This window comes from Zafaria sp. Z1313 (assembly GCF_050563205.1).
Classification (GTDB): domain Bacteria; phylum Actinomycetota; class Actinomycetes; order Actinomycetales; family Micrococcaceae; genus JAZDCJ01.
The window spans coordinates 298,500-322,776 of the sequence record NZ_JBNWUK010000002.1; the positions used below are offsets into that span (position 1 = coordinate 298,500).

Here is a 24,277-nt window from a genome sequence, read left to right on the forward strand (position 1 = left end):
TGTGGTGTCCGCGTCCAGCCTAGGGCAGGACGATGACCTGCGCGCCGAAGACCAGGCCCGCGCCGAAGCCGATCTGCAGGGCGAGTCCGCCGGAGAGTTCCGGCTGCTCCTGGAGCAGGCGGTGCATGGCGAGCGGAATGGAGGCGGCGGACGTGTTCCCCGAGTCGACGATGTCGCGGGCGACGACGACGTCCTCGGGCAGCTTGAGCTGCTTGACCATCTCGTCGATGATCCGGATGTTGGCCTGGTGCGGCAGGAACGCGGCGAGATCCGAGGCCTGGATGCCGGCCTCCTCGAGGGCGCGCTTGGCGACCTTGGCCATTTCCCACACGGCCCAGCGGAACACGGTCTGCCCGTCCTGGCGCAGCGTCGGCCACAGCTTGGCCTCGGACGTCCCGACGGGGAACGAACCGTCGAGCTCCTCTTCGGCCTCGACGACGACGTCGCGCAGGTCGACGAGCGAGTGCGTCATGCCGATCGCGTCCCACTTTCCGCCGTCGGAGCCCCAGATGGAGGGACCGATCCCGGGGGCGTCGGCCGGGCCGATGACGACCGCGCCGGCGCCGTCGCCGAGGAGGAAGGAGATGGTGCGCTCGTGCCGGTCGATGAAGTCGGAGAGCTTCTCGGCGCCGACGACGAGGACGTACTCGGCGGAGCCGGATTTCACGAGGGCGTCGCCCTGGGCGATCCCGTAGCAGTACCCGGCGCACGCGGCGGAGATGTCGAACGCGGGGGCCGGCGTGGCGCCGAGCCGCTCGGCGAGGGCGGAGGCGGCCGACGGCGTGGCGTAGGGGAACGTCACGGTGCTCACGATCACGGCGCCGAGCTGTGACGCCTCGATGCCCGCTGCCGCGAGGGCGTCCCGGGCGGCACCCTCCGCCATGTCCAGCAGCGAGGTCTCGGCGCCGGCGCGGTGGCGCGTGACGATCCCCGTGCGCTGGCGGATCCACTCGTCGGAGGAGTCGATCCACTGGCAGACGTCGTCGTTGGTGACGATCACGTCCGGGCGGAACGCGCCGACGCCGTGGATGCGGGTGTGCTCGCGGAGCGGTTTCTGGGCCAGGGTGGGGCTCATGCGGGGGAGTCCTCTCCATCGGTGGTCGCGGAATGCTCGGCCACGAAGGCGCGGGCGGCGTCGAGGTCCTCGGGGGACTTCAGCGCGAGGGTGGCCACGCCCTTGAGGCCGCGGCGGGCCAGGCCCGTGAGCGTGCCGGCGGGCGGGAGCTCGAGCAGGCCCGTCACGCCGAGGGCGGCGAGCCGTTCCATGCAGAGGTCCCAGCGCACGGGGCGGGAGACCTGGGCGACGAGGCTGTCGAGGTTGGCCGCGCCGTCGGTGACGGGTGCGCCGTCGTAGTTGCTCAGGAGCGTCGTGGCCGGATCCGCGGGGGCGAGCCGGGGGGCGAGCTCCCGCAGCACGTCGACGGCCGGGGACATGTGGTGGGTGTGGAACGCGCCGGCGACCTTCAGCGGGATGACGCGGGCCTTGGACGGGGGCTCGACGGCGAAGGCGGCGAGCTGCTCGAGGGTCCCGGCGGCGACCGTCTGGCCCGCGCCGTTGGCGTTGGCGGCGGTCAGCCCGGCGGCGGAGATCGCCGCGGCGACCTCGTCCGGATCGCCGCCGAGGACGGCGGTCATGCCGGTGGGCGTCGCGGCGGCGGCCCCGGCCATCGCGTTGGCGCGTTCGCGGACGAACGTCACGGCGTCGGCCTCGCCCAGGGCGCCGGACAGGGCGCTCGCGGTGATCTCGCCGACGGAGTGCCCGGCGAGGACGGTCCCGGCCGGCAGGGCCCCGCCGGCAAACAGGGCGCGTGCGGACACGAGGCCGGCGGCGACGATGAGCGGCTGCGCGACGGCGGTGTCCTTGATCGTCTCCTCGTCGGAGACCGTGCCGTGGGCGGCGAGGTCGCGCCCGGCGATCTCCGAGAGGGAGGCGAGGTGGTCGGCGACGCCGGGGAGCTCGAGCCATGGGGACAGGAAGCCCGGCGTCTGGGATCCCTGGCCGGGGCACACGATTGCTAGCACTGTTCCAGCTTTCCAAAGATGTGGGCGTGAACGGGTGTCGTGGCGCACCAAGCTCGTCGGAACGCCTTGTAGGTATCCTACAAGGCCTTCGCGCGCTCGAGCCGCCCCACGACGAGGGCGGTCTGGAGGACGAAGGCCTCGCGGGGGATGAGCGGATCCCACCCCGTGATGTCGCAGACGCGCTTGAGCCGGTAGCGCACGGTGTTCGCATGGACGAACAGCTCCCGCGCCGTTCCCTCGAGGGAATGGCCGAGCGCCAGGTAGCTCGTGAGCGTCTCGACGAGGCCGTTCCCCGCGGCGACGAGGGGCTCGAAGATCGCCTCGGCAAGCGAGGTCCGCGCCGCGGCGTCACCGTTCATGACCCGTTCCGGCCACAGGTCGTCGGCCGAGACGGGGCGCGGCGCGAGGAGCCACGCGCCGGCCGCGGCCAGGCCGGCGAACGCCGCGTGGGCGGACCCGGCCGCCTCCTTGAGGCTGCCCGCCCGGGGGCCGTAGACCACCGGCCCCGGGCCGAAGTACTCGGCGAGCCGCCCGAAGCCGTCCCGGTCCTCGGCGACGCCGCCGAGCATCAGGATGAGCCGTTCGCCCTGGATCCCGACGAGGCAGTCCTGTGCGTGGCGCAGGCCCGCGCGGCGCAGCTCGCCGACGAACCCCGGGGAGGCAGCGTCCGGCGCGCTGCCGACCATGACGTGGATCCCGCTCTGCGAGGTCCAGCCGACGGCGGCGATGCGGGAGCGCAGGGCGTCTGCGCCCTCGCCGCGCAGGACGGCGTCGACGACGAGGGCCTCGAGCCGGCTGTCCCATGCGCCGCGGGACTCGGCGGCCCGCGCGTAGACGTCGGCGGCGGCGAAGGCGACCTCGCGGGAGTAGCGCAGCACGGCCTCGCGCAACTGCACCTGGTCCGCTTCCGGCGCGAGGTCGGGGACTTGGTTCTCGACGACCTCGACGATCGTGCGGATCAGCTGGAGCGCCTTCTGCAGGGAGATGGAGCGCGTGAGCTCGGTCGGCGCGGCGCCGAAGACATCGGTGAGGACCCATTGGGGCGATGTGGGCCGTTCGTACCAGGAGACGAAGGAGGCGATGCCCTTCTGGGCCACGAGTCCGAGGGCCGCGCGCTCCTCGGGCCGCAGCCCCCGGTACCAGGGCAGCGATTGGTCGAGGTGTTTGAGCGCGACCGTGGACAAGACGCCCAAATGTGACTTGAGCCGGGCGAGCGTCTCGGGGCTCGCCTGGGTCTGCCGCACGGGCCGGATGCGGGCCGGCTGGGCCGGGCGCTCTTCAGTCATGCTTCGAGGATACGCAGGCGTGGCGCACGGCACCATTTTGTGTGAACCGTACAAAAGGACGACGCCGGGGCCACGCCCAGGTCCCGGCCGGCGGTCGGCGCTGTGCGTCGCGGCCGGGACGCGCGAGGGCCCCGGGAGCCTGCGCTCCCGGGGCCCTCGCGGTGGTGGCGTCGCCTACGCGTCGCCTCCCACGGTGCCGGAGGTCCCGGCGTTGACGTCGGCCAGGCGGTACTTCTCGAAGGCCTGGGCGGCGGCCTCGGCGGGGACCTCGCCGCGGCGTCCGAGCATCTCCAGGGCCCGGACCACGATGCTGTGGGCATCGATCTTGAAGAAGCGGCGTGCGGCGGCGCGGGTGTCGGAGAAGCCGAAGCCGTCGGCGCCGAGGGTCGCGAACTCGTTCGGGACGAACTGGCGGATCTGGTCCGGGACGGCCTTCATGTAGTCGGACACGGCCACGATCGGGCCGGTCGCGCCGGCGAGCTGCTGGGTGACGAACGGGACGCGGGCCTCGGAGCCGGGGTTGAGGAACGCCTCCTCCTCGGCGGCGAGGCCGTCGCGGCGTAGTTCGGTCCAGCTGGTGACGGACCAGACGTCGGCGGAGACGCCCCACTCGTCGGCGAGGATCTGCTGGGCCTCGACGGCCCACGGCACGGAGACGCCGGAGGCGAGCAGCTGGGTCCGGGGACCGTCGACCTTGGCCGGAGCGGCCAGGTAGATGCCTCCGAGCAGCCCGTCGACGTCCAGTTCCTGCGGCTCGGCCGGTTGGATGATCGGCTCGTTGTAGACCGTAAGGTAGTACATGACGTTGGGGTCCGGGTGGTTCCCGCCGTACATGCGCTCGAGGCCGGCGCGCATGATGTGCCCGATCTCGTAGCCGTAGGCCGGGTCGTAGGTGATCACGGCCGGGTTGGTCGAGGCCAGCAGGGGGGAGTGCCCGTCGGCGTGCTGCAGGCCCTCGCCGGTGAGCGTGGTCCGGCCGGCGGTCGCGCCGATGATGAAGCCGCGGGCCATCTGGTCCGCCGCGGCCCAGAAGGAGTCCCCGGTGCGCTGGAAGCCGAACATCGAGTAGAACACGTAGATCGGGATCAGCGGCTCGCCGTGGGTGGCGTAGGAGGTCCCGGTCGCGGTCATCGCCGCGACGGCGCCGGCCTCGTTGATGCCCGGGTGCAGGATCTGCCCGGCGGGGGACTCCTTGTAGGCCAGGACCAGGTCCCGGTCCACGGAGAGGTAGTTCTGCCCCTTGGGGTTGTAGATCTTCGCGGTCGGAAAGAAGGAGTCCATGCCGAAGGTGCGGGCCTCGTCCGGGACGATCGGCACGATCCGCTTCCCGAACTCCTTGTCCCGCATCAGGTCCTTGAGCAGGCGCACGAACGCCATCGTGGTCGCGGCCTGCTGCTTGCCGGAGCCGCGCTTGGCGATCTCGTAGGCCTTGTCCCCGGGCAGGGCGAGCTCCCGGTCCTTCACGCGCCGCTCGGGCACGGCCCCGCCGAGCGCGGCGCGGCGCTCGAGCAGGTACTTCACCTCGGGGGCCTCGAAGCCCGGGTGGTAGTACGGGGGCAGGTAGGGGTCCTTCTCGAGCTCCTCGTCGGAGATCGGGATGCGCAGGTGGTCGCGGAAGGCCTTGAGGTCCTCCAGGGTCAGCTTCTTCATCTGGTGCGTGGCGTTGCGGGCCTCGAAGTGCGGGCCCAGGCCGTAGCCCTTGACCGTCTTGGCCAGGATCACCGTGGGCTTGCCCTTGAACTCGGTCGCGGCGCGGTAGGCGGCATAGACCTTGTGGTAGTCGTGGCCGCCGCGCTTGAGGTTCCAGATCTGCTCGTCGCTGTAGTCGGCGACCATGTCCTTGGTCTCGGGGGACTTGCCGAAGAAGTGCTCGCGCACGAAGCCGCCGGACTCGGCCTTGTAGGTCTGGTAGTCCCCGTCCGGGGTCTGGTTCATGATGTCCACCAGCGCCCCGTGCTCGTCGCGGTCCAGCAGCTCGTCCCACTCGCGGCCCCAGACGACCTTGATGACGTTCCAGCCCGCGCCGCGGAAGAACGCCTCGAGCTCCTGCATGATCTTCCCATTACCGCGCACCGGCCCGTCCAGGCGCTGCAGGTTGCAGTTGATGACGAAGGTCAGGTTATCCAGCTGCTCGTTCGCGGCCAGCTGGAGGAAGCCGCGGCTCTCGGGCTCGTCCATCTCCCCGTCGCCGAGGAACGCCCACACGTGCTGCTCCGAGGTGTCCTTGATCCCGCGGTTGTGCAGGTAGCGGTTGGTCTGCGCCTGGTAGATCGCGTTCGCCGGGCCGATGCCCATCGACACGGTCGGGAACTCCCAGAACCCGGGCATGTTCCGCGGGTGCGGGTAGGAGGGCAGCGCGTGGCCCTCCTTGGACTTCTCCTGCCGGAAGCCGTCGAGGTCCTCCTCGGACAGCCGGCCCTCCATGAACGCGCGGGAATACATCCCCGGGGAGGCGTGGCCCTGGAAGAAGACCTGGTCCCCGCCGCCGGGGTGGTCCTTGCCGCGGAAGAAGTGGTTGAAACCCACCTCGTACAGCGTCGCCGCGCCCGCGTAGGTCGAGATATGCCCACCGACCCCGATCGAGGGATGCTGGCCGCGGTGCACCATCACCGCCGCGTTCCACCGCATCCACGCCCGGTAACGGCGCTCGATCTCCTCGTTCCCCGGGAACTCCGGCTCCTGATCCACCGGAATCGTATTGACGTAGTCGGTCGTGGTGACCATCGGGACGCCGACGCTCTTGGCGCCCGCGCGCTGGAGCAGCGAGCGGACGATGAACTGCGCGCGCTCCGTGCCCTGGGTCTCAACAAGATCGTCGAACGACTCCAGCCATTCGGCGGTTTCCTCCGGATCGCGGTCCGGCAGCTGGCTGGTCAAGCCGCTGCGGATGTGGGAAATGTGATCGTCTTCAGCCACGTCCAACTTCTCCTTGTTACGGGTACAGCGTGGGGATTCCGGCGGGGACGGGCGTCGTGGACGGCCCGGCTCGGCCCACCGCGGCGGTCTGGCCGCCGGTTGTGGTGGTGCTCCGGCGGCGGGTTGGCCGTTGGGCACCTTTCCAGCCACTCTAGTGCGCCGCGGCACCTGATGCGTAGCCGGTGCGTTTGCGGGGCCGAGTACGACGCCGGGGCGGGCCCCGGGGGCTCCCGGAAGCGTGTCGGACGGGGTCCGCTTGATGGACGGGGACAAAAGGTGTTGGCTTGGGGTGACGGCAACCACCCCGAGGAGGACAAACGTGAGCGAGGCCGGAGCCGCACACAGCGCGGCCGTGGGCAAGATGGGCTTCAAGGACGGCGACCTGCTGCAGGAGCTCGGCTATGACGACGACGTCGATTTCGAACTGCGCGAGGCGCTGGAGGACCTGACGGGTGCGGAGCTCCTGAGCGAGGAGGACCACGACGTCGTCGACGGGATCGTCCTGTGGTGGCGCGACGGCGACGGCGACCTCGTCGATGCCCTCATGGACTCGCTGACCAACCTCGACGAGGGCGGAGTGGTCTGGCTGCTGACTCCCAAGGCGGGACGGGACGGCCACGTCAAGCCGGTGGAGATCCAGGAAAGCGCCCCGACCGCGGGGCTCCACGTCACGAGCAGCGAGGGCGTCTCCCAGGACTGGTCGGCGTCGCGGCTCGTGCCGCGGCGCAAGAACTAGCGTGCCCGCCCTGGCGGGCCCCGGCGTCGGAAGCGCCGTCCCGCGCTTCTCGCTCGTGGACCAGTTTGGCGCGCCCGTCGATTCCGGGCGCTTCGCGGACGAGGACGCGTTCCTCGTCTTCTACCCGTTCGCGTTCTCGCGCGTGTGCACCTCGGAGCTCGGGGCCCTGGAGGCGCTGCGCCCGGAACTGGAGGAGCAGGGGATCGGGGTCTATGGCGTGTCCGTGGACCACAAGTACGCCCTGCGCGCCTACGCCGCGGACGAGGGCCTCGGCTTTGGGCTGCTCTCCGACTTCTGGCCGCACGGCGCGGCGGCCACGGCCTTTGGCTGCTTCGACCCGGAGCATGGACGCGCGCTGCGCGAGACCTTCCTGCTCTCGGGCGGGCGCATCGCCGACCGCTTCGGCAGCGCCCCGGACGCCCAGCGCCCCGTCGAACGCTATCGAAGCGCGGCCCGGGCGCTCCGGCGCGCCTGAGCCGCGCCCCCGCGTTTGGCCGGCCGGGAGCGCCCACGGTAGGCTCGTGCACCGCAAGGGCCTTTAGCTCAGCTGGTAGAGCGCCACGTTTACACCGTGGATGTCATCGGTTCGATCCCGGTAGGGCCCACGCATCAGGCGTCCGTTCCCCGGAACCCAGGGGGCGGACGCCTTGCCGTTTCCCCGGGACCGGGATCCTCAAAGGTAGTACTTATTTGGGCAAAGAGTGGTCTGGCTCGCACCCCGCCAACTAGGCTGGTGCGGGGGCCGAGACCGAGGCACCCCACACCGCTTTCCTTGGAGGACATTCCAGCATGCCAGCACAGATCGGCGTCACCGGCCTTGCCGTCATGGGCGCGAACCTCGCCCGCAACTTCGCCCGCAACGGCTACACGGTGGCCCTGCATAACCGCTCGGTGGAGAAGACCGACGCGCTCCTCGCGGCCCACGGCTCCGAGGGCGAGTTTGTCCGCACCGAGTCCCTGCAGGAGCTCGTGGACGCCCTCGAAGTGCCGCGCCGGGTCCTCATCATGGTCAAGGCGGGTGCGCCGGTCGACTCCGTCATTGAACAGCTCGTGCCGCTCCTCGAGGAGGGCGACATCGTCATCGACGCCGGCAACTCCCACTACGAGGACACGCGCCGCCGCGAGGCCGCCCTCGCCGAGAAGGGCCTGCACTTCGTGGGCATCGGCGTCTCCGGCGGCGAGGAGGGGGCGCTCCTGGGCCCCTCGATCATGCCCGGCGGCTCCAAGGACTCCTACGCGGCCCTCGGCCCGATGCTCGAGAAGATCTCCGCCAAGGTCGATTCCGAGCCGTGCTGCGCATGGATCGGCACCGACGGCGCCGGCCACTTCGTCAAGATGGTCCACAACGGGATCGAGTACGCCGACATGCAGGTCATCGGCGAGGCCTACGACCTCCTGCGCTCCGCCGCCGGGATCGAACCGGCCGAGCAGGCCGCGATCTTCGAGGAGTGGAACCGTGGCGAGCTCGCGTCCTTCCTCATCGAGATCACCGCCGAGGTGCTCGGCCACGTCGACGCCAAGACGGGCAAGCCGCTCGTCGACGTCATCGTCGACTCCGCCGGGCAGAAGGGGACGGGCCGCTGGACGGTCGTCTCCGCGCTCGAGCTCGGCTCGCCCGTCTCCGCGATCGCCGAGTCGGTCTTCGCCCGCGGCCTGTCCTCCCAGCGTGCCCAGCGCGCCGCGGCCAACGGCGTGCTCGCCGGGGCCGAGCTCGAGGCCGAGCTCGGCGACGGCTTCGTCGAGGACGTGCGCCAGGCGCTGTACGCGTCCAAGCTCGTCAGCTACGCGCAGGGCCTGGACATGCTGACCTCGGCCGCCGACAACTACGGCTGGGAGCTCAAGCTGGACGAGATCGCCTCCCTGTGGCGCGGCGGTTGCATCATCCGGGCCGAGCTCCTGAAGGAGATCACGCGGGCCTACGCCGGCGGCGAGCGCCCCGAGAACCTGCTGCTGGCACCGGCCTTCAGCGAGGCCATCGCGGCCGCCGTCCCGGCCTGGCGCCGCGTTGTCTCCGCCGCGGTGCGCCTGGGCATCCCCGTGCCCGTGTTCGCCTCCTCGCTGGCCTACTACGACGGCCTGCGCCGCGACCGCCTGCCGGCCGCCCTGACCCAGGGGCTGCGCGACCTCTTCGGCGCCCACACCTACGGCCGCGTCGACGCCGAGGGGACCTTCCACACGCTCTGGAGCGGGGATCGCTCCGAGGTGTCCGCGGTCGACACCCACTAGGGACCGGGCGCGGGGCGCACGCCCCGCCCACGGCACAACGCAGGACGACGGCGGAACCGGGGTTCCGCCGTCGTCCTGCGTTGTCCTGCGCCCGGGCTCAGGCGTGCCCTGGACGGGCGTGCGCCGAGGCGACGGAGGGGGTCAGATCCACATCGCGGGGTCGATGTACTCCGCCGGATCGACGGCCGGCTTGTGCTCCTCCGGGCGCCGGGGCCGGTTGCTGGCCGGGATGCCGGTGATGATGCTGTCCTGGGGCGCGTCCTTGACGACGACGGCGTTGGCCCCGATCGCGGAGTCGGCCCCGATCACGATGGGACCCAGCACCTTGGCGCCGGCCCCGATCACCACGCGGTCTCCGATCGTCGGGTGCCGCTTGACCTTGGCCAGCGAGCGGCCGCCGAGCGTGACCCCATGGTAGATCATCACGTCGTTGCCGATCTCCGCGGTCTCGCCGATGACGACGCCCATGCCGTGGTCGATGAAGAAGCGGCGCCCGATCGTCGCCCCCGGATGGATCTCGATCCCCGTCAGGAACCGGCCCAGCTGCGAGATCAGGCGCGCGGGCAGCCGCAGCGACTCGTTCTGCCACAAGCGGTGCGTCAGGCGGTGGATCCAGATGGCATGCAGGCCCGAGTAGGCCAGGAGGTTCTCGGTGTTCCCCCGTGCCGCCGGGTCGTGCGCCCGGGCGCCCTCGAGGTCTTCCTTGAGTCGGGAGAAGAAGCTCACACCGTGCCTTTGCTGGTTGTGGTGGCCGCCGCGGGTCCCCCCGCGGCGGCCGGGAGGGGGACTAGCCGCGGATGTCGTCGTAGAGGAGCGTGGAGATGTAGCGTTCGCCGAAATCGGGGACGACGGCCACGATGAGCTTACCGGCATTCTCCGGGCGGGCGGCGACCTGCAGGGCGGCCCACACGGCCGCTCCGGAGGAGATGCCGCCGAGGATGCCCTCCTGGGTCCCGAGGGCCCGGGCGGTCGCCACGGCGTCCTCGATCGAGGCGTCGATGACCTCGTCGTAGACCCCGGTGTCCAGGATCTCCGGGATGAAGTTGGCCCCGAGGCCCTGGATCTTGTGCGGGCCGGGGGTGCCGCCGTTGAGGATGGGGGAGTCCTTGGGCTCGACCGCGACGACCTGCACGGACGGCTTGAGCTCCTTGAGCAGGGCCCCCGCGCCGGTGATGGTGCCGCCGGTGCCGATGCCGGAGACGAACACGTCGACGGCGCCGTCGGTGTCGTCCCAGACCTCCTGGCCGGTCGTCGCGCGGTGGATCTTCGGGTTGGCGTCGTTGGCGAACTGCTGCGCCCAGATGGAGTTCTCGGTCGAGGCCACGATCTCCTTGGCCTTCTCCACGGCGCCGCGCATGCCCTCCGAGCCCGGCGTCAGCACGATCTCGGCGCCGAAGGCGCGCAGCATGACGCGGCGCTCGGTGGACATGGTCTCCGGCATGGTCAGGATCACGCGGTAGCCGCGGGCCGCGCCGACGAGTGCCAGGGCGATCCCGGTGTTGCCCGAGGTCCCCTCGACGATCGTCCCGCCGGGCTTGAGGGCGCCGGCGGCCTCGGCGGCGTCGACGATGGCCACGCCGATGCGGTCCTTGACCGAGTTGGCCGGATTGTAGAACTCGAGCTTGACGGCGACCTGGCCGGGCAGGCCCTCGGCGAGGCGGTTCAGGCGCACGAGCGGCGTGCGTCCCACCAGTTCGGTGACGTTGTTGTAGATCTTGCCCATGGATTTCCCCTGTTTCTCTGGTCTGAGGCGGTGCAATTCTCCGGATCCAGACTAGTCAAGCCCCTCAGGGCGCTCAGTCAAGGAGCCACTCGGAGTAATATTTCCTGGCTTTGGCGAGCTTGGGGTTGATGATGACGCGGCAATAGCCCTCCCAGGGGTTGCGTCCGTAGAAGTCCTGGTGCTCCTCCTCGGCCACGTGGAAGCGCGGGGCCCGCACGATCTCGGTCACGATCGGCGCGTCCCAGCGCTCCTGGCTGCGCTCGAGCGCCGCGTGGAACGCCGACTTCTGCGGCTCGTCCAGGTAGAACATCGCCGAGCGGTACTGCGTGCCGACGTCGTAGCCCTGGCGGTTCGGCGTCGTGGGATCGTGCGTCGCGAAGAAGATGTCAAGTATGACGTCCGCGGGCACGACCTCGGGATCGAATGTGACGGCGACCGCCTCGGCGTGCCCGGTGGTCCCCGAGCAGACCTCGAGGTAGCGGGGTTCGGGGGCGTGCCCACCGATGTAGCCGGAGACGACGTCCACGGCGCCCCGGACCCTGCGGTAGACGGCGTCGAGGCACCAGAAACAGCCTCCGGCGAGGATGAACGTGGTCGTCGACGTGCCCGAGGGCGCGCCGCGTTCCTGGGTGAAGGCTCGGGTACTCACACACTCCTTAAGTCGCGGCGCCTGCGAAAGATTCCCGCGCTACCGTAGAAGGCATGAGAACAGACGACGACGGCGCCCGGTCCTCCGGGCACGCCGAGCCCGCCGACGACGCAGGGGCGGGGCCGGATGCGCAGGACGCTGCGGCGGAGGAGGCCGCGGCCGCCGGGAACGCGCCGACGCTGGGCGAGGTCCTTGTGGCGATCGAGGAACTCTGGCCCGCCTCGCTCGCCGAGGGCTGGGACCAGGTCGGACTCGTCGCGGGCCGCCCGGAAAACCCCGTGCGCCGGATCCTCTTCGCGGTCGACCCGACGGTCGCCGTCGTCCGGGACGCGGTGGAGCGGGGCGTGTCCCTGCTCATCACCCACCACCCCCTGCTGCTGCGTGGCGTGCACGGCGTGGCCGCGACGACGGCCAAGGGGGAGGCCGTGCACCAGCTCATCGAGGCGGGGTGCGCACTCGCCACGGTCCACACCAACGGGGACTCCGCCGTCGGCGGGGTCTCGGACGTGCTGGCCGACATCCTGGGCCTCGTGGACGTCGAGCCGCTCGCGCCCGCCGACGCAGGCCTGCCGGAGGAGGGCATCGGCCGGGTCGGATCGCTCCCGTCGGCGATGACCCTGGGGGACTTCGCGGCCCGCGTCTTCGGCGCCATGCCCGCGGTGGCCGGCGGCGTTCGGGTGGCAGGCGACCGGCTCGGCGTCGTCCGCCGCGTCGCGGTCTGCGGCGGGGCGGGAGACGGGCTCTTCGACCGCGTCCGGGCCAGCGGCGCGGACGTCTACGTCACGGCCGACCTGCGGCACCATCCGGCGTCCGAGGCGCGGGAGGAGGCGGTCAACTGCCGGCCCTACCTCGTGGACGTCTCCCATTTCGCGAGCGAATGGCTGTGGCTGCCGGCGGCCGCGGAGGCCCTCGGGAACGTCCTGCGGGACCAGGACTTCGAGGTGGAGATCGCCGTGAGCGGCATCAACACCGATCCCTGGGATTTCGTCCTGACCCCCGGCGCCTGAGCTCCCCGGCCGGGCCCCGCCGTCGTCCGCCGCAGCGGCCCCTCCAGTGGCCCGGGGCGGCCGGCGCGCACTAGGCTGGGGCATCACGGTGCGCCGCACCCGCCGCACCGGGCGAGAGCACTCACCGCCGGAACCGGGCCAGCCCCGGACCGGCAGAACGGAGCCGACCATGGCCAAGGCCCCGCAGCAGGAGCAGCACCGCCTGCTGGACCTGCAGGCGTTCGATTCCCGGCTGCAGGCGCTCAAGCGCCGCGCCGCCGAGCTCGCCCAGGACCCCGGCGTCGCGGCCGCCGCCGCCACCGGGGCCACGCTGCGGGCGGAACTGGCCGAGGCGGACGCCGCGCACGAGGAGGCGCGGGCCGCGCTGGCGGCGTCCGAGCAGGAGGTCGAGCGGGTCCAGGCCCGGATCGAGAAGGACCGCAAGCAGCTCGAGAGCGGCTTCGGCGACTCCAAGAGCCTCATGGGACTCCAGCACGAGCTCGAGACCCTCGCGGCGCGGAAGTCGGAGCTCGAGGACGCCGAGCTGGAGCTCATGGAGGCGCTCGAGGAGGTCGGCGCCGCCCGGGAGCAGGCGGCGGCGGCCTCGGCCCAGGCGGACGCAGCGCTCGCCGCCGAGGAGGCGCGGCGGGACTCGGAGCTGGAGGCCGTCGGCGCGGAGCGCGGCGAGGTCCAGTCCGGCCGCGATGCCTTGTCCGCCGAGCTCGACCCGGGGTTGCTGGCGCTGTACGAGAAGCGCCTGGCGCAGCGGGGCATCGGCGCGGCGCGCCTGTACCACGGCGCGTCGGAGGGCTCGGGCATGAAGCTGGCGCCCGGGGACCTCGCAGAGATCAAGGCCGCGGCCGACGACGACGTCGTCTACTGCCCCGACTCCGGCTGCATCCTCGTGCGGTCCGCCGACTGGAACTGAGCCCGGGCGGACCGCAGCGGCCGACGACGGCGACCCCGCCGCCGTCGTCCACGCCTGCCAGGCAGCGCACTCGGCGGCCTACGGCCAGGTGGACCGGGCCCAGTGCAGGAGGTTGGTCAAGGCCGCTCCGCCGGCCGCCACGTTCTGGCGCGGTTCCCCGAAGTTGTCCTCACCGCCGGAATGGGTGCCGACGACGCACGGCGTACCGCTGAACCACGCGAACACCGGCGCCCCGCTCTGGCCGCCTTCCGTGTCGGCCCGGTACTCGAGCTCGACCCCGGCGCCGTCGTTGTCGTCGTCGATGATCGGGAAGTTCAAGTGCAGCCACGGCCGGTTGCCGCCGTCCTTGTCCCACGGGTATCCCGGAAGCGTCCAGATGTTCCGGTCCTGCCACGCCGGGCGGTAGGTCTGGAACCCGAACCAGCCCAGGTTGTTGCCGAGCGGCACGGCGAGGCGCAGCACGGCCATGTCGTCGCCCTGGGCATGACGCTGGTAGCCGCGGACGTTGGTCACCCAGGATGCGGCCCAGGAGCCGTGGATCGAGGCGCCGTCGTAGAACGCGGGGACGAACAGGGCCTTCCAGTTCGCCGAACCCCAGGGCACGACGTGGCTGGCCGTGAGGATGGTGCGCGTCCCGAGAAGCCCCGCGGTGCCCCACCACGTCCAGTTCGGAGTGGCGGCATTGCGCCAGACGAAGATCCTGCCCACGCAGGAGAACGGATAGGTATTGGGGTAGTACGAGGTGCGGTTGTCGGGAGGGATGACCCACTCGGGGCGGACCTTGGCGCCGCTGCGCCGGATCAGGACCTGGGGATCGGCCGCGGGCGCGATCGACGGCGTGGGGGACACGCCGATCCAGTCCGGCACGTACGCCCCGCCCCCGTCGGCGGGGTCCGCGTCGTCGGCCGAGCGCGGCAGGGCGTCCACCTCTGCCTGGACGTCCTCGGGCGTGCTGGGTTCGGCAGCACCGAGCACGATGCCCAGGACGCTCTCGGGGTCGGTGATCGCGAGGCGGCCGTCGGCATCCACGCTCGTCGCGGCAGGCCCTTCGCCGGTGGCGTCGGCTACGCGGTCGAAGACGAGGTAGTTGGCCGGGTCGTTGAGTTCCTGCGGGACGTCGCCGCTTTGCGGCCGCGCCGCCGCCCAGGCGGCGTCCAGCGGCTCTGGTTCAAGCTGGGGCATGGTCTTCTTCTCTCGGACGGCCGGGCACCGCAGCGTCCGGCGGGATGACCCTGCGAGCTTAGGCTCCCTGGCGTCACCGGTCCGTCACGGAGCGGAGGGACCGCTCGGGCCCGAGAAGAGGGGGCCGCTCACACGGAGAAGCTGTGGTCCTCCGGCAGGACGACGACGAGCTGGTGGGGTTTCCGGGCGGTGGCGGGGACGAGCTCGGCCCGCCACTTCTCCCGGGCGGCGGTGAGCACGGCGTGCGGTGTTCCGGGGCGGCGTCCCGGCCTCGTCAGCAGGTGCCGCGCGAGCTCGCCGCGGGTGTGCTTGGCGAAGTGGGACACGACCTTTCGGGCGCCGCCCCGTTCCTGGACCACGGAGACGGCGACCGTCCGGGCCGGCGGGGGAGCGTAGGCGGCTGCGTAGCTGCTGGAACGGCAGTCGACGACGAGGCCGTCGCCGGAGCGCTCGTCCAGGACGGGCGTCAGGCGCGGCTTCCACCAAGCCGGGAGGCCGCCGATGCCCGGGAGCTTCACGGACATCGAGAGGCGGTAGGCCGGGATCCGGTCGGCGAAGCCCACGGCGCCCCAGAGCGCGGAGACCACGACGATCGACGCGTCGGCCTTCCGGCGCTGGGGGGCTGTCAGGCCGGAGTATCCGAGGGCCTCGTAGAGGACGCCCGTGTAGACGGTATGGGCCGGGGCCGCGGGAAGCTCCGTGAGCCGCCGGTTCCGGGCGATCTCGTGGGCGAGGGACTCGCCGACGCCTAGGACCGCATGGGCGTCCTCGCCCGAGGAGGCCTCGGCCAGGGCAGCGAGCACGTGGCCGCGCTCGGGGCCGAGGCCCGGGAAGGACAGGGAATCGAGGGAGAAGGGCTCGCCGTGGTCCGCGGCATGCTTGCCCTCGGAGGGCGGGAGGAGAATCAGCACGCCGACCAGCCTAGCGCCGCCGCGGCCCCGAGCCGGCAGGTGACGGCACGGGAGTGGCCGGAGCGGTAGTCGGGGGACGGGATGGCCTGTACGCCGGGTTCTGTTCCGGAGCCGGTTGCCCGGATTCCGGTGACGATCATCCATCTAGGGCCACCGTTGCCGATGGCCTCGAGCGGCCTACCCGGCTGCTCGGGCGGACAGCCCTCGGTCGCAGCCTGTCTGGCCTTGCTCCGGGTGGGGTTTACCGAGCCGGCCCGGTCACCCGAGCCGCTGGTGGTCTCTTACACCACCGTTTCACCCTGACCCGCGCGTGGCGGGCGGTTTGTTTTCTGTGGCACTGGCCTGCGGGTTGCCCCGAGTGGGCGTTACCCACCACCCCGTCCTGTGGAGCCCGGACGTTCCTCGGGCCGCCTTCGGCGGCACGCGATCGTCCAGCCATCCCGTCCAACGGACAGTCTACCGCCGCTCCGGGGGTTGCGGCGCCCTGTGAGGATCCTCATGGGCCGCCGTCCCGGGCCGACGCGGCGAGAGCCTAGAATGGAAGGCGGGCCCAGCCCAAGGGGAAAGATCCTGATACCCCGACCAACCGTATCTGCAATGGTGCTTTCGCGGTGCCAACCGGCCAGTGGATCCCGGCCGGCTGAATTGGAAGGACAACAAGTGACCCAGCAGTCTGTGGCCGCCCTCGAGGAATGGAGCGGCCGGGAAGAACTCGCCGAGGCCATGATCCCGCTCATCGGGCGGCTCTACCGCAAGAACAACGTGGTGACGTCGATCTACGGACGCAAGCTCATCAACAAGTCGGCCATCGACATCCTCAAGGCCCACCGCATCGCCCGCCACGTCGACGGCGCCGAGCTGCCGCTCGAGGAGACCTTCCCGCTGCTCCAGGCCCTCGTCGGCCTGAACCTGGGCGCCGTCTCCGCCGACCTCGCGCGGCTCGTGAGGAAGTTCCGGCAGCAGCCCGGGGGGACGGAGCTGTCCGCCTTCCTCAAGGAGGAGTTCGGCGCCAAGGTGGGTGCCGCGGGCGCCACCGACGCCGAGCCGACCGACGTCGTCCTCTACGGCTTCGGCCGCATCGGCCGGCTCCTGGCCCGCATCCTGATCGAGCGCGGCGGCTACGGCCTGCGCCTGAGGGCGATCGTGGTCCGCAACGGCGGCGCCAACGACCTCGTCAAGCGCGCCTCCCTGCTGCGCCGCGACTCCGTGCACGGCCCGTTCGACGGCTCCATCACGGTCGACGAGGAGAACAACACGATCCTCGCCAACGGCACGCTGATCCAGGTCATCTACTCCAACGATCCGTCTACGGTGGACTACACCGCCTACGGGATCGCCAACGCGATCGTCGTGGACAACACGGGACGCTGGCGCGACCGCGAGGGGCTTTCGCAGCACCTGCAGTCCCGCGGGGTCGCCCGCGTGCTGCTGACGGCGCCAGGCAAGGGCGACCTGAAGAACATCGTCCACGGAATCAACCACGCGGACATCACCGCCGAGGACACGATCGTCTCGGCGGCCTCCTGCACGACCAACGCGATCACGCCCGTCCTCAAGGCGCTCAACGACGAGTTCGGCGTCTCCCACGGCCACGTGGAGACCGTCCACTCGTTCACGAACGACCAGAACCTGATCGACAACTTCCACAAGGGAGACCGGCGGGGACGCTCGGCGGCGCTGAACATGGTGATCACGGAGACCGGGGCGGCCAAGGCCGTGTCCAAGGCGCTGCCCGAGTTCGAGGGCAAGCTCACCGGCAACGCGATCCGCGTCCCCACCCCGGACGTGTCGATGGCGATCCTGAACCTGAACCTCGAGCGCGAGACCACCAAGGAGGAGCTCAACACCTACCTCCGGCAGGCCTCGCTGACCTCGCCCCTGCACAAGCAGATCGACTACATCGATTCGCCCGAGGTCGTGTCCACGGACTTCATCGGATCCCGCCGCGCGGGCATCGTGGACGGCCTGGCCACGATCGCCACCGGCAAGAACGCCGTCGTCTACGTCTGGTACGACAACGAGTTCGGCTACTCCTGCCAGGTGGTCCGCGTCATCGAGGAGATGGCCGGAACCCACCCGCGGGCCTACCCGTCCGTCGAGGAATCGGCCCCGGTCGAGATCAACGCCTAACGGCCTCCACGCCCGGTCCGCGGGCGTGCAGAGCGAGGAAGGGACGCCGCCCCGATCGGGGCGGCGTCCCTTCCTCGTTGCGGCCTCGCCGCCGCGGGACGTCAGTGGCCGAACGGATCGGGGTCGACCCCGGGCATCCACGAGTGTCCGGGCACGCCCCACCCGAGGGACTTCTTCGCCTTCTTCCAGCGGCGCGTCCACGTCGGGTTGAGCTTATCCACGTAGAGGAGGCCGTCCAGGTGGTCGTATTCGTGCTGCATGACGCGCGCGAACCAGCCGGTCGCCTCGAAGTCGACCTCGCGTCCGTCGGCGTCGAAGCCCTGCACCCGGGCGTAGTCGGCCCGCTTGAGGGGGAAGGACAGGCCGGGGGCGGAGAGGCAGCCCTCGACCTCGTCGTCGGGGTCCGGGGACGCGCCGGAGACCTTGGAGAGGGTCAACCTGGGGTTGACCAGGACGCCGCGCGGGGCCACGCCGTCGTCGTTCTCGTACTCGTAGGTGAAGATCCGCAGCCCGACGCCGATCTGTGGCGCCGCGAGGCCGACCCCGTGGGCGGCGTCCATGGTCTCGAACATGTCCGCGACGAGGTCGCGGAGTTCCTGATCGAAGTCCTGGACCTCGGCGGCCCGCCGATGCAGGGACTCTTCGCCGTAGACGACGACGGGACGAACCGCCATGCTTCCTCCTCGTGGGGGCGGGCCCGGCCCGCCGGGTCGGGGCGTTGGATGACACAAAACCGCCCCGGACGGATCCGGGGCGGCTTCTCTGGGGTGAGTAACGGGGCTTGAACCCGCGACCTTCTGGACCACAACCAGACGCTCTGCCAACTGAGCTATACCCACCATTGCGCCGTTCGGCGCGGTGCCCGCCGGCAGTGGATCTGCATCCCTGCCGTCCGGGCAACGGATAACAGTCTACACACATTCGAGCGCCGATGAGGAATCGGGGGTGGTGTGCCGTGCGGCACACTGCCGCCCTCGGCGCTAGGGCGTGGCCCGCTGCTCCGTGATGCCCCGCGAAATGGCCTGCGCCGTCTTGCTGTCCGGCCCGGGCGCGGGAACCATGACCGCGGCGCGGTAGTACCGCAGCTCCTCGATGGAGTCGCGGATGTCGCCGAGCGCCCGGTGGCCACCCGTCTTGGGCGGCGCCTGGAAGTAGGCCCGCGGATACCAGCGCCGCGAGAGCTCCTTGATGGTGGAGACGTCGATGACGCGGTAGTGGAGGTGGTCGATGACGCCGGGCATGTCGCGGGCCAGGAAGTTCCGGTCCGTCCCGATCGAATTGCCGGCCAGCGGGGCCTTGCCGGGCTCGGGGACCCACTCGCGGATGTAGGCGAGGACTTCCTCCGTGGCGGTCTCGAGGTCGGTCCCGTTCCCCAACTCGTCCAGCAGGCCGCTGTCCGTGTGCATGCCGCGCACGAAGTCGCCCATCTGCTCGAGGGCCTCCAAATCGGGCTTGATCACGATGTCCACTCCGTCGCCGAGGATGTTCAGCTCGGGGTCGGTGACGAGGACGGCGACTTCGATGAGGGCGTCGGTCTGCAGGCTCAGGCCGGTCATTTCGCAGTCGATCCATACGATGTTTTCAGCAGAGATAGGCACGCGCCCAATCTACCCGAGGACGGGCGGGATCGGCCGGGGCGACGGCTCGACGGCGGCGCGGGACGCGTCCGGGCCGCGGCGGATCAGGGAGCCGCGTCGCCGGGGGCCAGGAGCCACAAGAGGGCGAACACCACGGCCATCGTCGCGGCGAGCGCGACGGCGGCGACGGCTCCGAGGCCGAGCATCGGCCCGCAGACGCCGAGCAGGACCGCGCTGAAGAGCCCCCAGCCGAGGAGTCCGAGGGGCCGTCCCCCGCTACCGCGGCCCGCGGGCCCCGTCGATGCATGCCGGCCCACGGCACCCCCTTGTCGTCGTCCCGGATCATGGTCCGCCCTCAAGCCTAGGGGCTGGGCGGGGCAGCGGCGGGCATCCCGCGCCGTGCCGCGCCCTGCCGCGCCGGGCACGGTGTTCCCGGGGGTCGGTAGCGGGCCGGATGCTAGGATCGGGTGAGGTTTTTTTCAGGTTCGTGCGGCGATGGCCGCGGCGGCGCCGCCTGGCGCGGAAGAGGGAATGGGTCCTGAGGGAATGAACGTGGCATCGACCGGTGCGCAGACCACCCGGCCGGTCGGGTCAGCGGCCAGGACGCTCGCGTCCGGATTCGCCGGGTCCTTCCTGGTGCTCCTCGGCTCCTTCGGGGTCGGGTGGCTCGCCATGGTCTCGCCGCTCAACCGCAACGCCCTGCTGATCGCCGTGCGGACCGAGACCTGGGGCGTGGTCCTGTCCACGATCGTGCTCACGCTGGGCTGCTGGGTCCTCTTCCGGGCCTGGCTCAGGCTCGGTCAAGTCCTGTCGGGGTGGCCGGAGGGATCGCTCGCCACCGTCCGTGCCGCGAGCTACCTCTGGTCCGTACCGCTGCTGTTCTGCCTGCCGATCTTCAGCCGCGACGTCTTCGCCTATATCGGCCAGGGCCGGCTCGTCGCCGCGGGACAGGACCCCTACCAGGACGGGATCTCGACCCTCTCGAACTGGTTCCAGCTGGGCACCGACGTCACGTGGGCCGAGGCCGAGACCCCGTACGGACCCCTCTTTCTGAGCATCGAGCACGCCGTCCACCAGCTCGTCAACGCCTCGCCCGACCTCTCCGTCCTCCTGTTCCGGCTGGTCGCCTTCGCCGGCGTCGTCCTGTGCATCGTCTACGTCCCCCGGCTCGCGGAGCTGCACGGCGTAGCAGGGGCCAAGGCACTGTGGATCACGGTGGCGAACCCGCTTTTCCTCATCTCCTTCGTGGCCAGCGCCCACAACGACGCGCTCATGGTGGGCCTCGCCGTCGCCGGAACGTACTACGCGGCGACGGGCCGCGGCATCACCGCCGTCGTCCTCGTGACGGCGTCGACAGGCATCAAGCCGATCACCATGGTCCTGCTGCCGTTCATCGGCCTCCTGTGGGCCGGAGCGGGGGCCTCCTGGCCGCGCCGCTTTCTGTACTGGGGGTATACGGCCGGGCTGTCGCTCGGCATCATGGCACTCATCGGCGTGGTCAACGGCTACGGCTTCGGCTGGCTCTCCGTCATGCTCTCCACGGGCACGGGCAGCGTGTTCTTCGCACCGCTCGGCATGCTGACGACCTTCTTCCAGGCGGCCTTCGGCGCCCTGGGACTCGAGACGGCCTGGGTGCTGCCGGTCCTGAAGACCGTGGGCCGCATCGCCTCCGTCGCCGTCGTGCTGCTGCTGATGTTCCGTGGCAAGGACAGCCACCTGGTCCAGCGGCTCGCGCTCGCCTTCACGGCCCTCGTGGTGCTCTCGCCCATCATCCAGCCCTGGTACCTCTTGTGGCTGTTGCCGTTCTTCGCCGTCACCGGCATCCGCGACGACTGGCAGCTCATCTGGGTCTACTTCACCGTCGCGTTCTTCATCGCCTTCGGCGCGGCCGACCAGTTGTTCATCTGGCAGTTCCTGAGCCACCTCGATCCCTGGGTCAAGCACCTCTCGACCGGCATCTCCTGGGCCGCCATGGCCTATCTGGCGTTCCTGGACCCGCGGACCAAGGAGCTCTTCCGGATCGACCGGGCCGCGTGGCGGCTGCCGTGGAAGGCCGCCTAGTGCCTGCTGGTTCCGGCGTCCGCGGGCCGGCGATGCCGGTCCTGACGGAGCTCCTGCATCGGCTGCGCGGACGCGTCGCCCGGACGCCCCTCGTCGGACGCCTCGCGGGCGGCGACGAGGAGAGCACCGCCGTCGCCCTGGCCCAGGGCTTCGTGGCCTCGCTTATGATCCTCGTCGGCTCCTGGGGGGTCGGCTGGCTGGCGAGCACCCAGCAATCGGTCTTCGCGCGCACGACCTTCCTGCACCCCCTGCGGGTGGAGGCCCCCGGGGTCATCGCCTGCACGGTCCTGCTGGCCCTCGGATCCATGGTCCTGTGCCGCGCCTGGCTGCGGCTCGGGCAGCGCGGAGGGGACGACGCCGGAACGCAGGGCAGGGCGGTCCGCAATGCCGTGCTGCTGTGGTCGGCGCCCCTCATGCTGACCTTCCCCATCTTCAGCCGGGACGTCTACTCGTACTTCGGGCAGGGGCGGCTCCTGCATTCGGGGCTGAGCCCCTATGAGAACTGGATCTCCCAGCTGCCCGGCTGGTTCGCGCAGGGTTCAGACAGCCTGTGGGCGGAGTCGGCCTCGCCGTACGGGCCGCTGTTCCTGATGGCCTCCCAGGCCATCTACTTCGTGACCAACGCGGTCCCGGAAGCGGGCGTGATCCTCTTCAGGGTCCTCGCCGCGGCCGGAGTGCTGCTGTGCCTGTACGTGCTGCCCCGGCTCGCCTCGGCGCACGGATCGGATCCGGCGTGGGCGGTGTGGATCAGCCTCTCGAACCCGCTGTTCCTGCTCAACATGATCGCGGGCGTGCACAACGACGCGCTCATGCTCGGCGGCATCCTGCTGTCCTTCCTGCTCGCCCGGCGCGGCCGCCCGCTCGCGGCCCTCCTCGCGGTCTCGGTCGCGATCGGCATCAAGCCGATCGCCGTCCTCGCCCTGCCCTTCATCGGCCTGGCCCTCGCGGGCCGTGGAGCCGGCTGGCCGGCCCGTGTCCGGGCCTGGCTCTACACGGGGGCGGTGGTGGCCGCCGCGCTGACGCTCTTCGGCTGGGTCTCGGGACTCTGGTTCGGCTGGATCCCCGCCATGGCCGGGGCCGGTTCCGCCGCCTTCCCGTATGCCCCGGTGGGGCTGCTCGGCCTCGGGATCGGCTGGCTCGCGAGCCTCGCCGGGGCCGATCTGTCCACCGTGGCGGACCTCGTCTTCACGGTCTTCAAGCTCGCCGCGCTCGGCCTCACGGCCTTCCTCGCGCTGCGCCGCCCCGCCATGGAGCCCGTCCTGGGCTGCGCCTACGCCCTGACGGCGGCCGTCGTCCTCGCGCCGATCATCCAGCCGTGGTACTTCCTCTGGCTCGTCCCGCTCTTCGCCGCCGTCAAGGTCCACACGGGAGGCTGGGTGCGGTTCTGGTACCTGCTGTCCATGGTCCTCGTCCTCGCCGGCGTTGTGGACCAGGTCAGCGTCGCCCAGTGGATCAACATAGCCCTCGTCCGCGGGATCGCCGCCGCAGTCGGCCTGCTCTACCTGGCCTACCTCGTCTTCGTCGACCCGAAGACAGCCCAGCTGTTCACCCGCCGCACGCTCGAGAAAGGCCCCCAGACACCGTGACCGGACCCGTGAAGACCCTCCTCGAGGCCCGGCGGGCCACGCGCACTGTCGTGTGGCTCCTCCTGGCCGCCACCGCAGTGGGCGCGGTGCTCGCGATGCTCTCGAAGCAGTGGTGCCGCGTCAACGGCTGGAACGGCGCCGAGCAGCACCTGCACTTCTGCTACTCCGACTTCGCACAGCTCTTCGGGACCCGCGGCCTCGCGGACCGCCTCTTCCCGTTCTACACGGGGCTTCCGGCCGAGCAGGCCATGGAGTATCCGGCGCTCCTGGCCGTCGTCGCCGGTGTCACGGCGTTCATGATCCCGGGGACCGGGGACACGGCGGTCCGCCAGCTGGCCTACTTCGACCTCAACGCCCTGCTCTCCTTCGGCTGCTGGGCCGTCGTCGTCGTCGCGGTGGCCTACGCTGCCCGCAACCGCAGCCGCGACGCCCTCATGGTGGCGCTCGCACCCGGCATCATCCTGACCAGCACGCTGAACTGGGACCTCTGGGCCGTCATGTTCGCGACCCTGGCCATGCTCGCCTGGGCGCGGGAGCGGCCCGTCGTGGCCGGAATCCTGATCGGGCTGGGAACCGCCGCGAAGCTCTACCCCCTGTTCCTGCTCGGGGCCGTCCTGGTCCTGTGCTGGCGTGCCGGGCGGATGCGCGACTTCTGGACCGCGACCGGTGCGGCGGTCGCGGCGTGGCTCGTCGTCAACGTGCCATTTATGCTGACGGCCTACGAGGAGTGGTCGCGCTTCTACACCTTCTCCTCGGAGCGCGAGGTCAGCTTCTCCTCGATGTGGCTCGCCTTCACCTGGACGGGGCTCGACGGGAAGGACTTCTCGCTCGTCTCCAACGGCCTGTTCGCCCTTGCCTGCGCCGGGATCGCCTACCTCGGCCTGAGCGCCGCCCGGCGTCCGCGCATGGCGCAGCTCGCGTTCCTGATCGTGGCCGCGTTCGTGCTGCTCAACAAGGTCTACTCGCCGCAGTTCGTCATGTGGCTCATCCCGCTCTACGTGCTCGCCCGGCCCAAGTGGCGGGAGTTCCTTCTCTGGCAGGCCATCGAGGTGTTCCACTGGGCGGCGGTGTGGCTCATGAGCGCCAAGATCGTCAGCGGCGGGGAAGTGGGCGCCGGCTCGCCGCTCATCGAGATCCTGTACGGGGCCGGGATCGCCGCGCACATGGCGATGGTCGTCTACCTCTGCGTCAAGGTCGTGGGCGACATCCGGCATCCGGCCCGGGACGTGGTCCGCGCCGACGGCAGCGACGACCCCCTCGCCGGGCGCCTCGAGCACCGGCCCGACGCGTTCACGCTGCCGGCCGCCCAAGCCCGGTAGGGGAGCGGGCCCCGTCCCGCGCCGTCCCCTGGAGGACGA

21 protein-coding genes, 2 tRNA genes and 1 other RNA gene are annotated in these 24,277 nt (G+C 71.0%); 10 read left to right on the top strand and 14 right to left on the bottom strand.

The genetic code is table 11. The annotated features are described in order from the left end of the window. Positions 1-19 precede the first annotated feature (19 nt). From ACQ3I4_RS04595 to aceE, 4 genes are all read right to left on the bottom strand, one after another. Positions 20-1,075 (bottom strand): beta-ketoacyl-ACP synthase III, encoded by a 1,056-nt coding sequence (locus ACQ3I4_RS04595; RefSeq protein WP_329860768.1) that lies wholly within the window; start codon positions 1,073-1,075, stop codon positions 20-22. Continuing rightward, on the bottom strand, positions 1,072-2,022 hold the full coding sequence (locus ACQ3I4_RS04600) for an ACP S-malonyltransferase (protein ID WP_430632943.1): 951 nt from the start codon (positions 2,020-2,022) through the stop codon (positions 1,072-1,074). Before ACQ3I4_RS04600 ends, ACQ3I4_RS04595 begins: the two co-directional genes overlap by 4 nt. Positions 2,023-2,099: 77 nt before the next feature. Next, entirely contained in the window at positions 2,100-3,308 is a 1,209-nt protein-coding gene (locus tag ACQ3I4_RS04605; RefSeq protein ID WP_430632944.1) for a PucR family transcriptional regulator, read from the bottom strand. 174 nt (positions 3,309-3,482) lie between these two features. Beyond that, positions 3,483-6,224 carry a pyruvate dehydrogenase (acetyl-transferring), homodimeric type gene (gene aceE, locus ACQ3I4_RS04610; RefSeq protein WP_430632945.1) on the bottom strand — a complete coding sequence of 914 codons (2,742 nt, stop codon included), beginning with the start codon at positions 6,222-6,224 and terminating at the stop codon, positions 3,483-3,485. 319 nt (positions 6,225-6,543) lie between these two features. On the opposite strand from aceE, the gene ACQ3I4_RS04615 reads away from it, so the two are divergent. From ACQ3I4_RS04615 to gndA, 4 genes are all read left to right on the top strand, one after another. Beyond that, on the top strand, positions 6,544-6,960 hold the full coding sequence (locus tag ACQ3I4_RS04615; RefSeq protein ID WP_329860761.1) for a DUF3052 domain-containing protein: 417 nt from the start codon (positions 6,544-6,546) through the stop codon (positions 6,958-6,960). A 1-nt stretch (position 6,961) separates the two neighbouring features. Beyond that, a complete protein-coding gene (locus ACQ3I4_RS04620; RefSeq protein ID WP_430632946.1) occupies positions 6,962-7,435 on the top strand; it encodes a redoxin domain-containing protein in 474 nt (157 codons plus the stop codon). A gap of 57 nt (positions 7,436-7,492) precedes the next feature. Next, positions 7,493-7,565, top strand: a tRNA-Val gene (locus ACQ3I4_RS04625). A 184-nt stretch (positions 7,566-7,749) separates the two neighbouring features. After that, positions 7,750-9,186: an NADP-dependent phosphogluconate dehydrogenase gene (gene gndA, locus ACQ3I4_RS04630; protein WP_329860758.1), complete on the top strand. Its 1,437-nt coding sequence runs from the start codon at positions 7,750-7,752 to the stop codon at positions 9,184-9,186. A gap of 141 nt (positions 9,187-9,327) precedes the next feature. On the opposite strand, the gene epsC is transcribed toward gndA, so the two are convergent. The 3 genes from epsC to msrA form a co-directional block, all read right to left on the bottom strand. Further along, positions 9,328-9,912 (bottom strand): serine O-acetyltransferase EpsC, encoded by a 585-nt coding sequence (gene epsC / locus ACQ3I4_RS04635; protein WP_329860757.1) that lies wholly within the window; start codon positions 9,910-9,912, stop codon positions 9,328-9,330. Between the two features lie 61 nt (positions 9,913-9,973). Beyond that, entirely contained in the window at positions 9,974-10,909 is a 936-nt protein-coding gene (cysK, locus tag ACQ3I4_RS04640) for a cysteine synthase A (protein WP_329860756.1), read from the bottom strand. A gap of 73 nt (positions 10,910-10,982) precedes the next feature. Continuing rightward, on the bottom strand, positions 10,983-11,558 hold the full coding sequence (msrA, locus tag ACQ3I4_RS04645; RefSeq protein WP_430632947.1) for a peptide-methionine (S)-S-oxide reductase MsrA: 576 nt from the start codon (positions 11,556-11,558) through the stop codon (positions 10,983-10,985). 53 nt (positions 11,559-11,611) lie between these two features. Between msrA and ACQ3I4_RS04650 the strand changes: the two genes are divergently transcribed. Then, positions 11,612-12,565, top strand: a complete 954-nt coding sequence (locus tag ACQ3I4_RS04650) for a Nif3-like dinuclear metal center hexameric protein (protein ID WP_430632948.1) — start codon at positions 11,612-11,614, stop codon at positions 12,563-12,565. 169 nt (positions 12,566-12,734) lie between these two features. Next, a complete protein-coding gene (locus ACQ3I4_RS04655) occupies positions 12,735-13,472 on the top strand; it encodes a zinc ribbon domain-containing protein (RefSeq protein ID WP_430632949.1) in 738 nt (245 codons plus the stop codon). A gap of 78 nt (positions 13,473-13,550) precedes the next feature. Here ACQ3I4_RS04655 and ACQ3I4_RS04660 read toward each other — a convergent pair whose 3' ends face one another. The 3 genes from ACQ3I4_RS04660 to rnpB form a co-directional block, all read right to left on the bottom strand. Next, positions 13,551-14,654: a trypsin-like serine peptidase gene (locus tag ACQ3I4_RS04660; RefSeq protein WP_430632950.1), complete on the bottom strand. Its 1,104-nt coding sequence runs from the start codon at positions 14,652-14,654 to the stop codon at positions 13,551-13,553. Between the two features lie 128 nt (positions 14,655-14,782). Then, complete coding sequence (locus ACQ3I4_RS04665) at positions 14,783-15,565, bottom strand: YaaA family protein (RefSeq protein WP_329860748.1); 783 nt, start codon at positions 15,563-15,565, stop codon at positions 14,783-14,785. Between the two features lie 73 nt (positions 15,566-15,638). After that, positions 15,639-16,008: RNase P RNA component class A (gene rnpB, locus ACQ3I4_RS04670), an RNA gene on the bottom strand. Between the two features lie 217 nt (positions 16,009-16,225). Here rnpB and ACQ3I4_RS04675 point away from each other — a divergent pair. Beyond that, positions 16,226-17,695, top strand: coding sequence for a glyceraldehyde-3-phosphate dehydrogenase (locus ACQ3I4_RS04675; protein ID WP_430632951.1), 1,470 nt, complete (start codon positions 16,226-16,228; stop codon positions 17,693-17,695). Positions 17,696-17,796: 101 nt separating this feature from the next. On the opposite strand, the gene def is transcribed toward ACQ3I4_RS04675, so the two are convergent. The 4 genes from def to ACQ3I4_RS04695 all read right to left on the bottom strand — a co-directional run bounded on the left by def (position 17,797) and on the right by ACQ3I4_RS04695 (position 19,589). After that, entirely contained in the window at positions 17,797-18,369 is a 573-nt protein-coding gene (def, locus tag ACQ3I4_RS04680; protein WP_329860744.1) for a peptide deformylase, read from the bottom strand. A gap of 89 nt (positions 18,370-18,458) precedes the next feature. Further along, positions 18,459-18,534: transfer RNA gene (locus tag ACQ3I4_RS04685), tRNA-His, on the bottom strand. A gap of 141 nt (positions 18,535-18,675) precedes the next feature. Beyond that, positions 18,676-19,293 (bottom strand): oligoribonuclease, encoded by a 618-nt coding sequence (gene orn, locus ACQ3I4_RS04690; protein ID WP_430632952.1) that lies wholly within the window; start codon positions 19,291-19,293, stop codon positions 18,676-18,678. Between the two features lie 83 nt (positions 19,294-19,376). Then, positions 19,377-19,589, bottom strand: a complete 213-nt coding sequence (locus ACQ3I4_RS04695) for a hypothetical protein (protein WP_430632953.1) — start codon at positions 19,587-19,589, stop codon at positions 19,377-19,379. 229 nt (positions 19,590-19,818) lie between these two features. Here ACQ3I4_RS04695 and mptB (ACQ3I4_RS04700) point away from each other — a divergent pair, with 229 nt between their 5' ends. Genes mptB (ACQ3I4_RS04700) through ACQ3I4_RS04710 form a run of 3 tightly spaced genes read left to right on the top strand, consistent with a single transcriptional unit; the run spans position 19,819 to position 24,238 of the window. Continuing rightward, positions 19,819-21,333, top strand: coding sequence for a polyprenol phosphomannose-dependent alpha 1,6 mannosyltransferase MptB (gene mptB, locus ACQ3I4_RS04700; RefSeq protein ID WP_430632954.1), 1,515 nt, complete (start codon positions 19,819-19,821; stop codon positions 21,331-21,333). After that, positions 21,333-22,919 (top strand): polyprenol phosphomannose-dependent alpha 1,6 mannosyltransferase MptB, encoded by a 1,587-nt coding sequence (mptB, locus tag ACQ3I4_RS04705; RefSeq protein WP_430632955.1) that lies wholly within the window; start codon positions 21,333-21,335, stop codon positions 22,917-22,919. Before mptB (ACQ3I4_RS04700) ends, mptB (ACQ3I4_RS04705) begins: the two co-directional genes overlap by 1 nt. Further along, a complete protein-coding gene (locus ACQ3I4_RS04710) occupies positions 22,916-24,238 on the top strand; it encodes a glycosyltransferase family 87 protein (RefSeq protein WP_430632956.1) in 1,323 nt (440 codons plus the stop codon). The genes mptB (ACQ3I4_RS04705) and ACQ3I4_RS04710 overlap by 4 nt, the downstream gene beginning before the upstream one ends. The last annotated feature ends 39 nt before the right edge of the window (positions 24,239-24,277 follow it).

Bases quoted from the DNA above. Each gene is read 5' to 3' on its own strand.
- ACQ3I4_RS04595 (WP_329860768.1), bottom strand. From the start codon at position 1,075: ATGAGCCCCACCCTGGCCCAGAAACCGCTCCGCGAGCACACCCGCATC.
- ACQ3I4_RS04605 (WP_430632944.1), bottom strand. From the start codon at position 3,308: ATGACTGAAGAGCGCCCGGCCCAGCCGGCCCGCATCCGGCCCGTGCGG.
- gndA (WP_329860758.1), top strand. From the start codon at position 7,750: ATGCCAGCACAGATCGGCGTCACCGGCCTTGCCGTCATGGGCGCGAAC.
- cysK (WP_329860756.1), bottom strand. From the start codon at position 10,909: ATGGGCAAGATCTACAACAACGTCACCGAACTGGTGGGACGCACGCCG.
- ACQ3I4_RS04650 (WP_430632948.1), top strand. From the start codon at position 11,612: ATGAGAACAGACGACGACGGCGCCCGGTCCTCCGGGCACGCCGAGCCC.
- ACQ3I4_RS04655 (WP_430632949.1), top strand. From the start codon at position 12,735: ATGGCCAAGGCCCCGCAGCAGGAGCAGCACCGCCTGCTGGACCTGCAG.
- ACQ3I4_RS04660 (WP_430632950.1), bottom strand. From the start codon at position 14,654: ATGCCCCAGCTTGAACCAGAGCCGCTGGACGCCGCCTGGGCGGCGGCG.
- def (WP_329860744.1), bottom strand. From the start codon at position 18,369: ATGGCGGTTCGTCCCGTCGTCGTCTACGGCGAAGAGTCCCTGCATCGG.
- mptB (WP_430632954.1), top strand. From the start codon at position 19,819: ATGAACGTGGCATCGACCGGTGCGCAGACCACCCGGCCGGTCGGGTCA.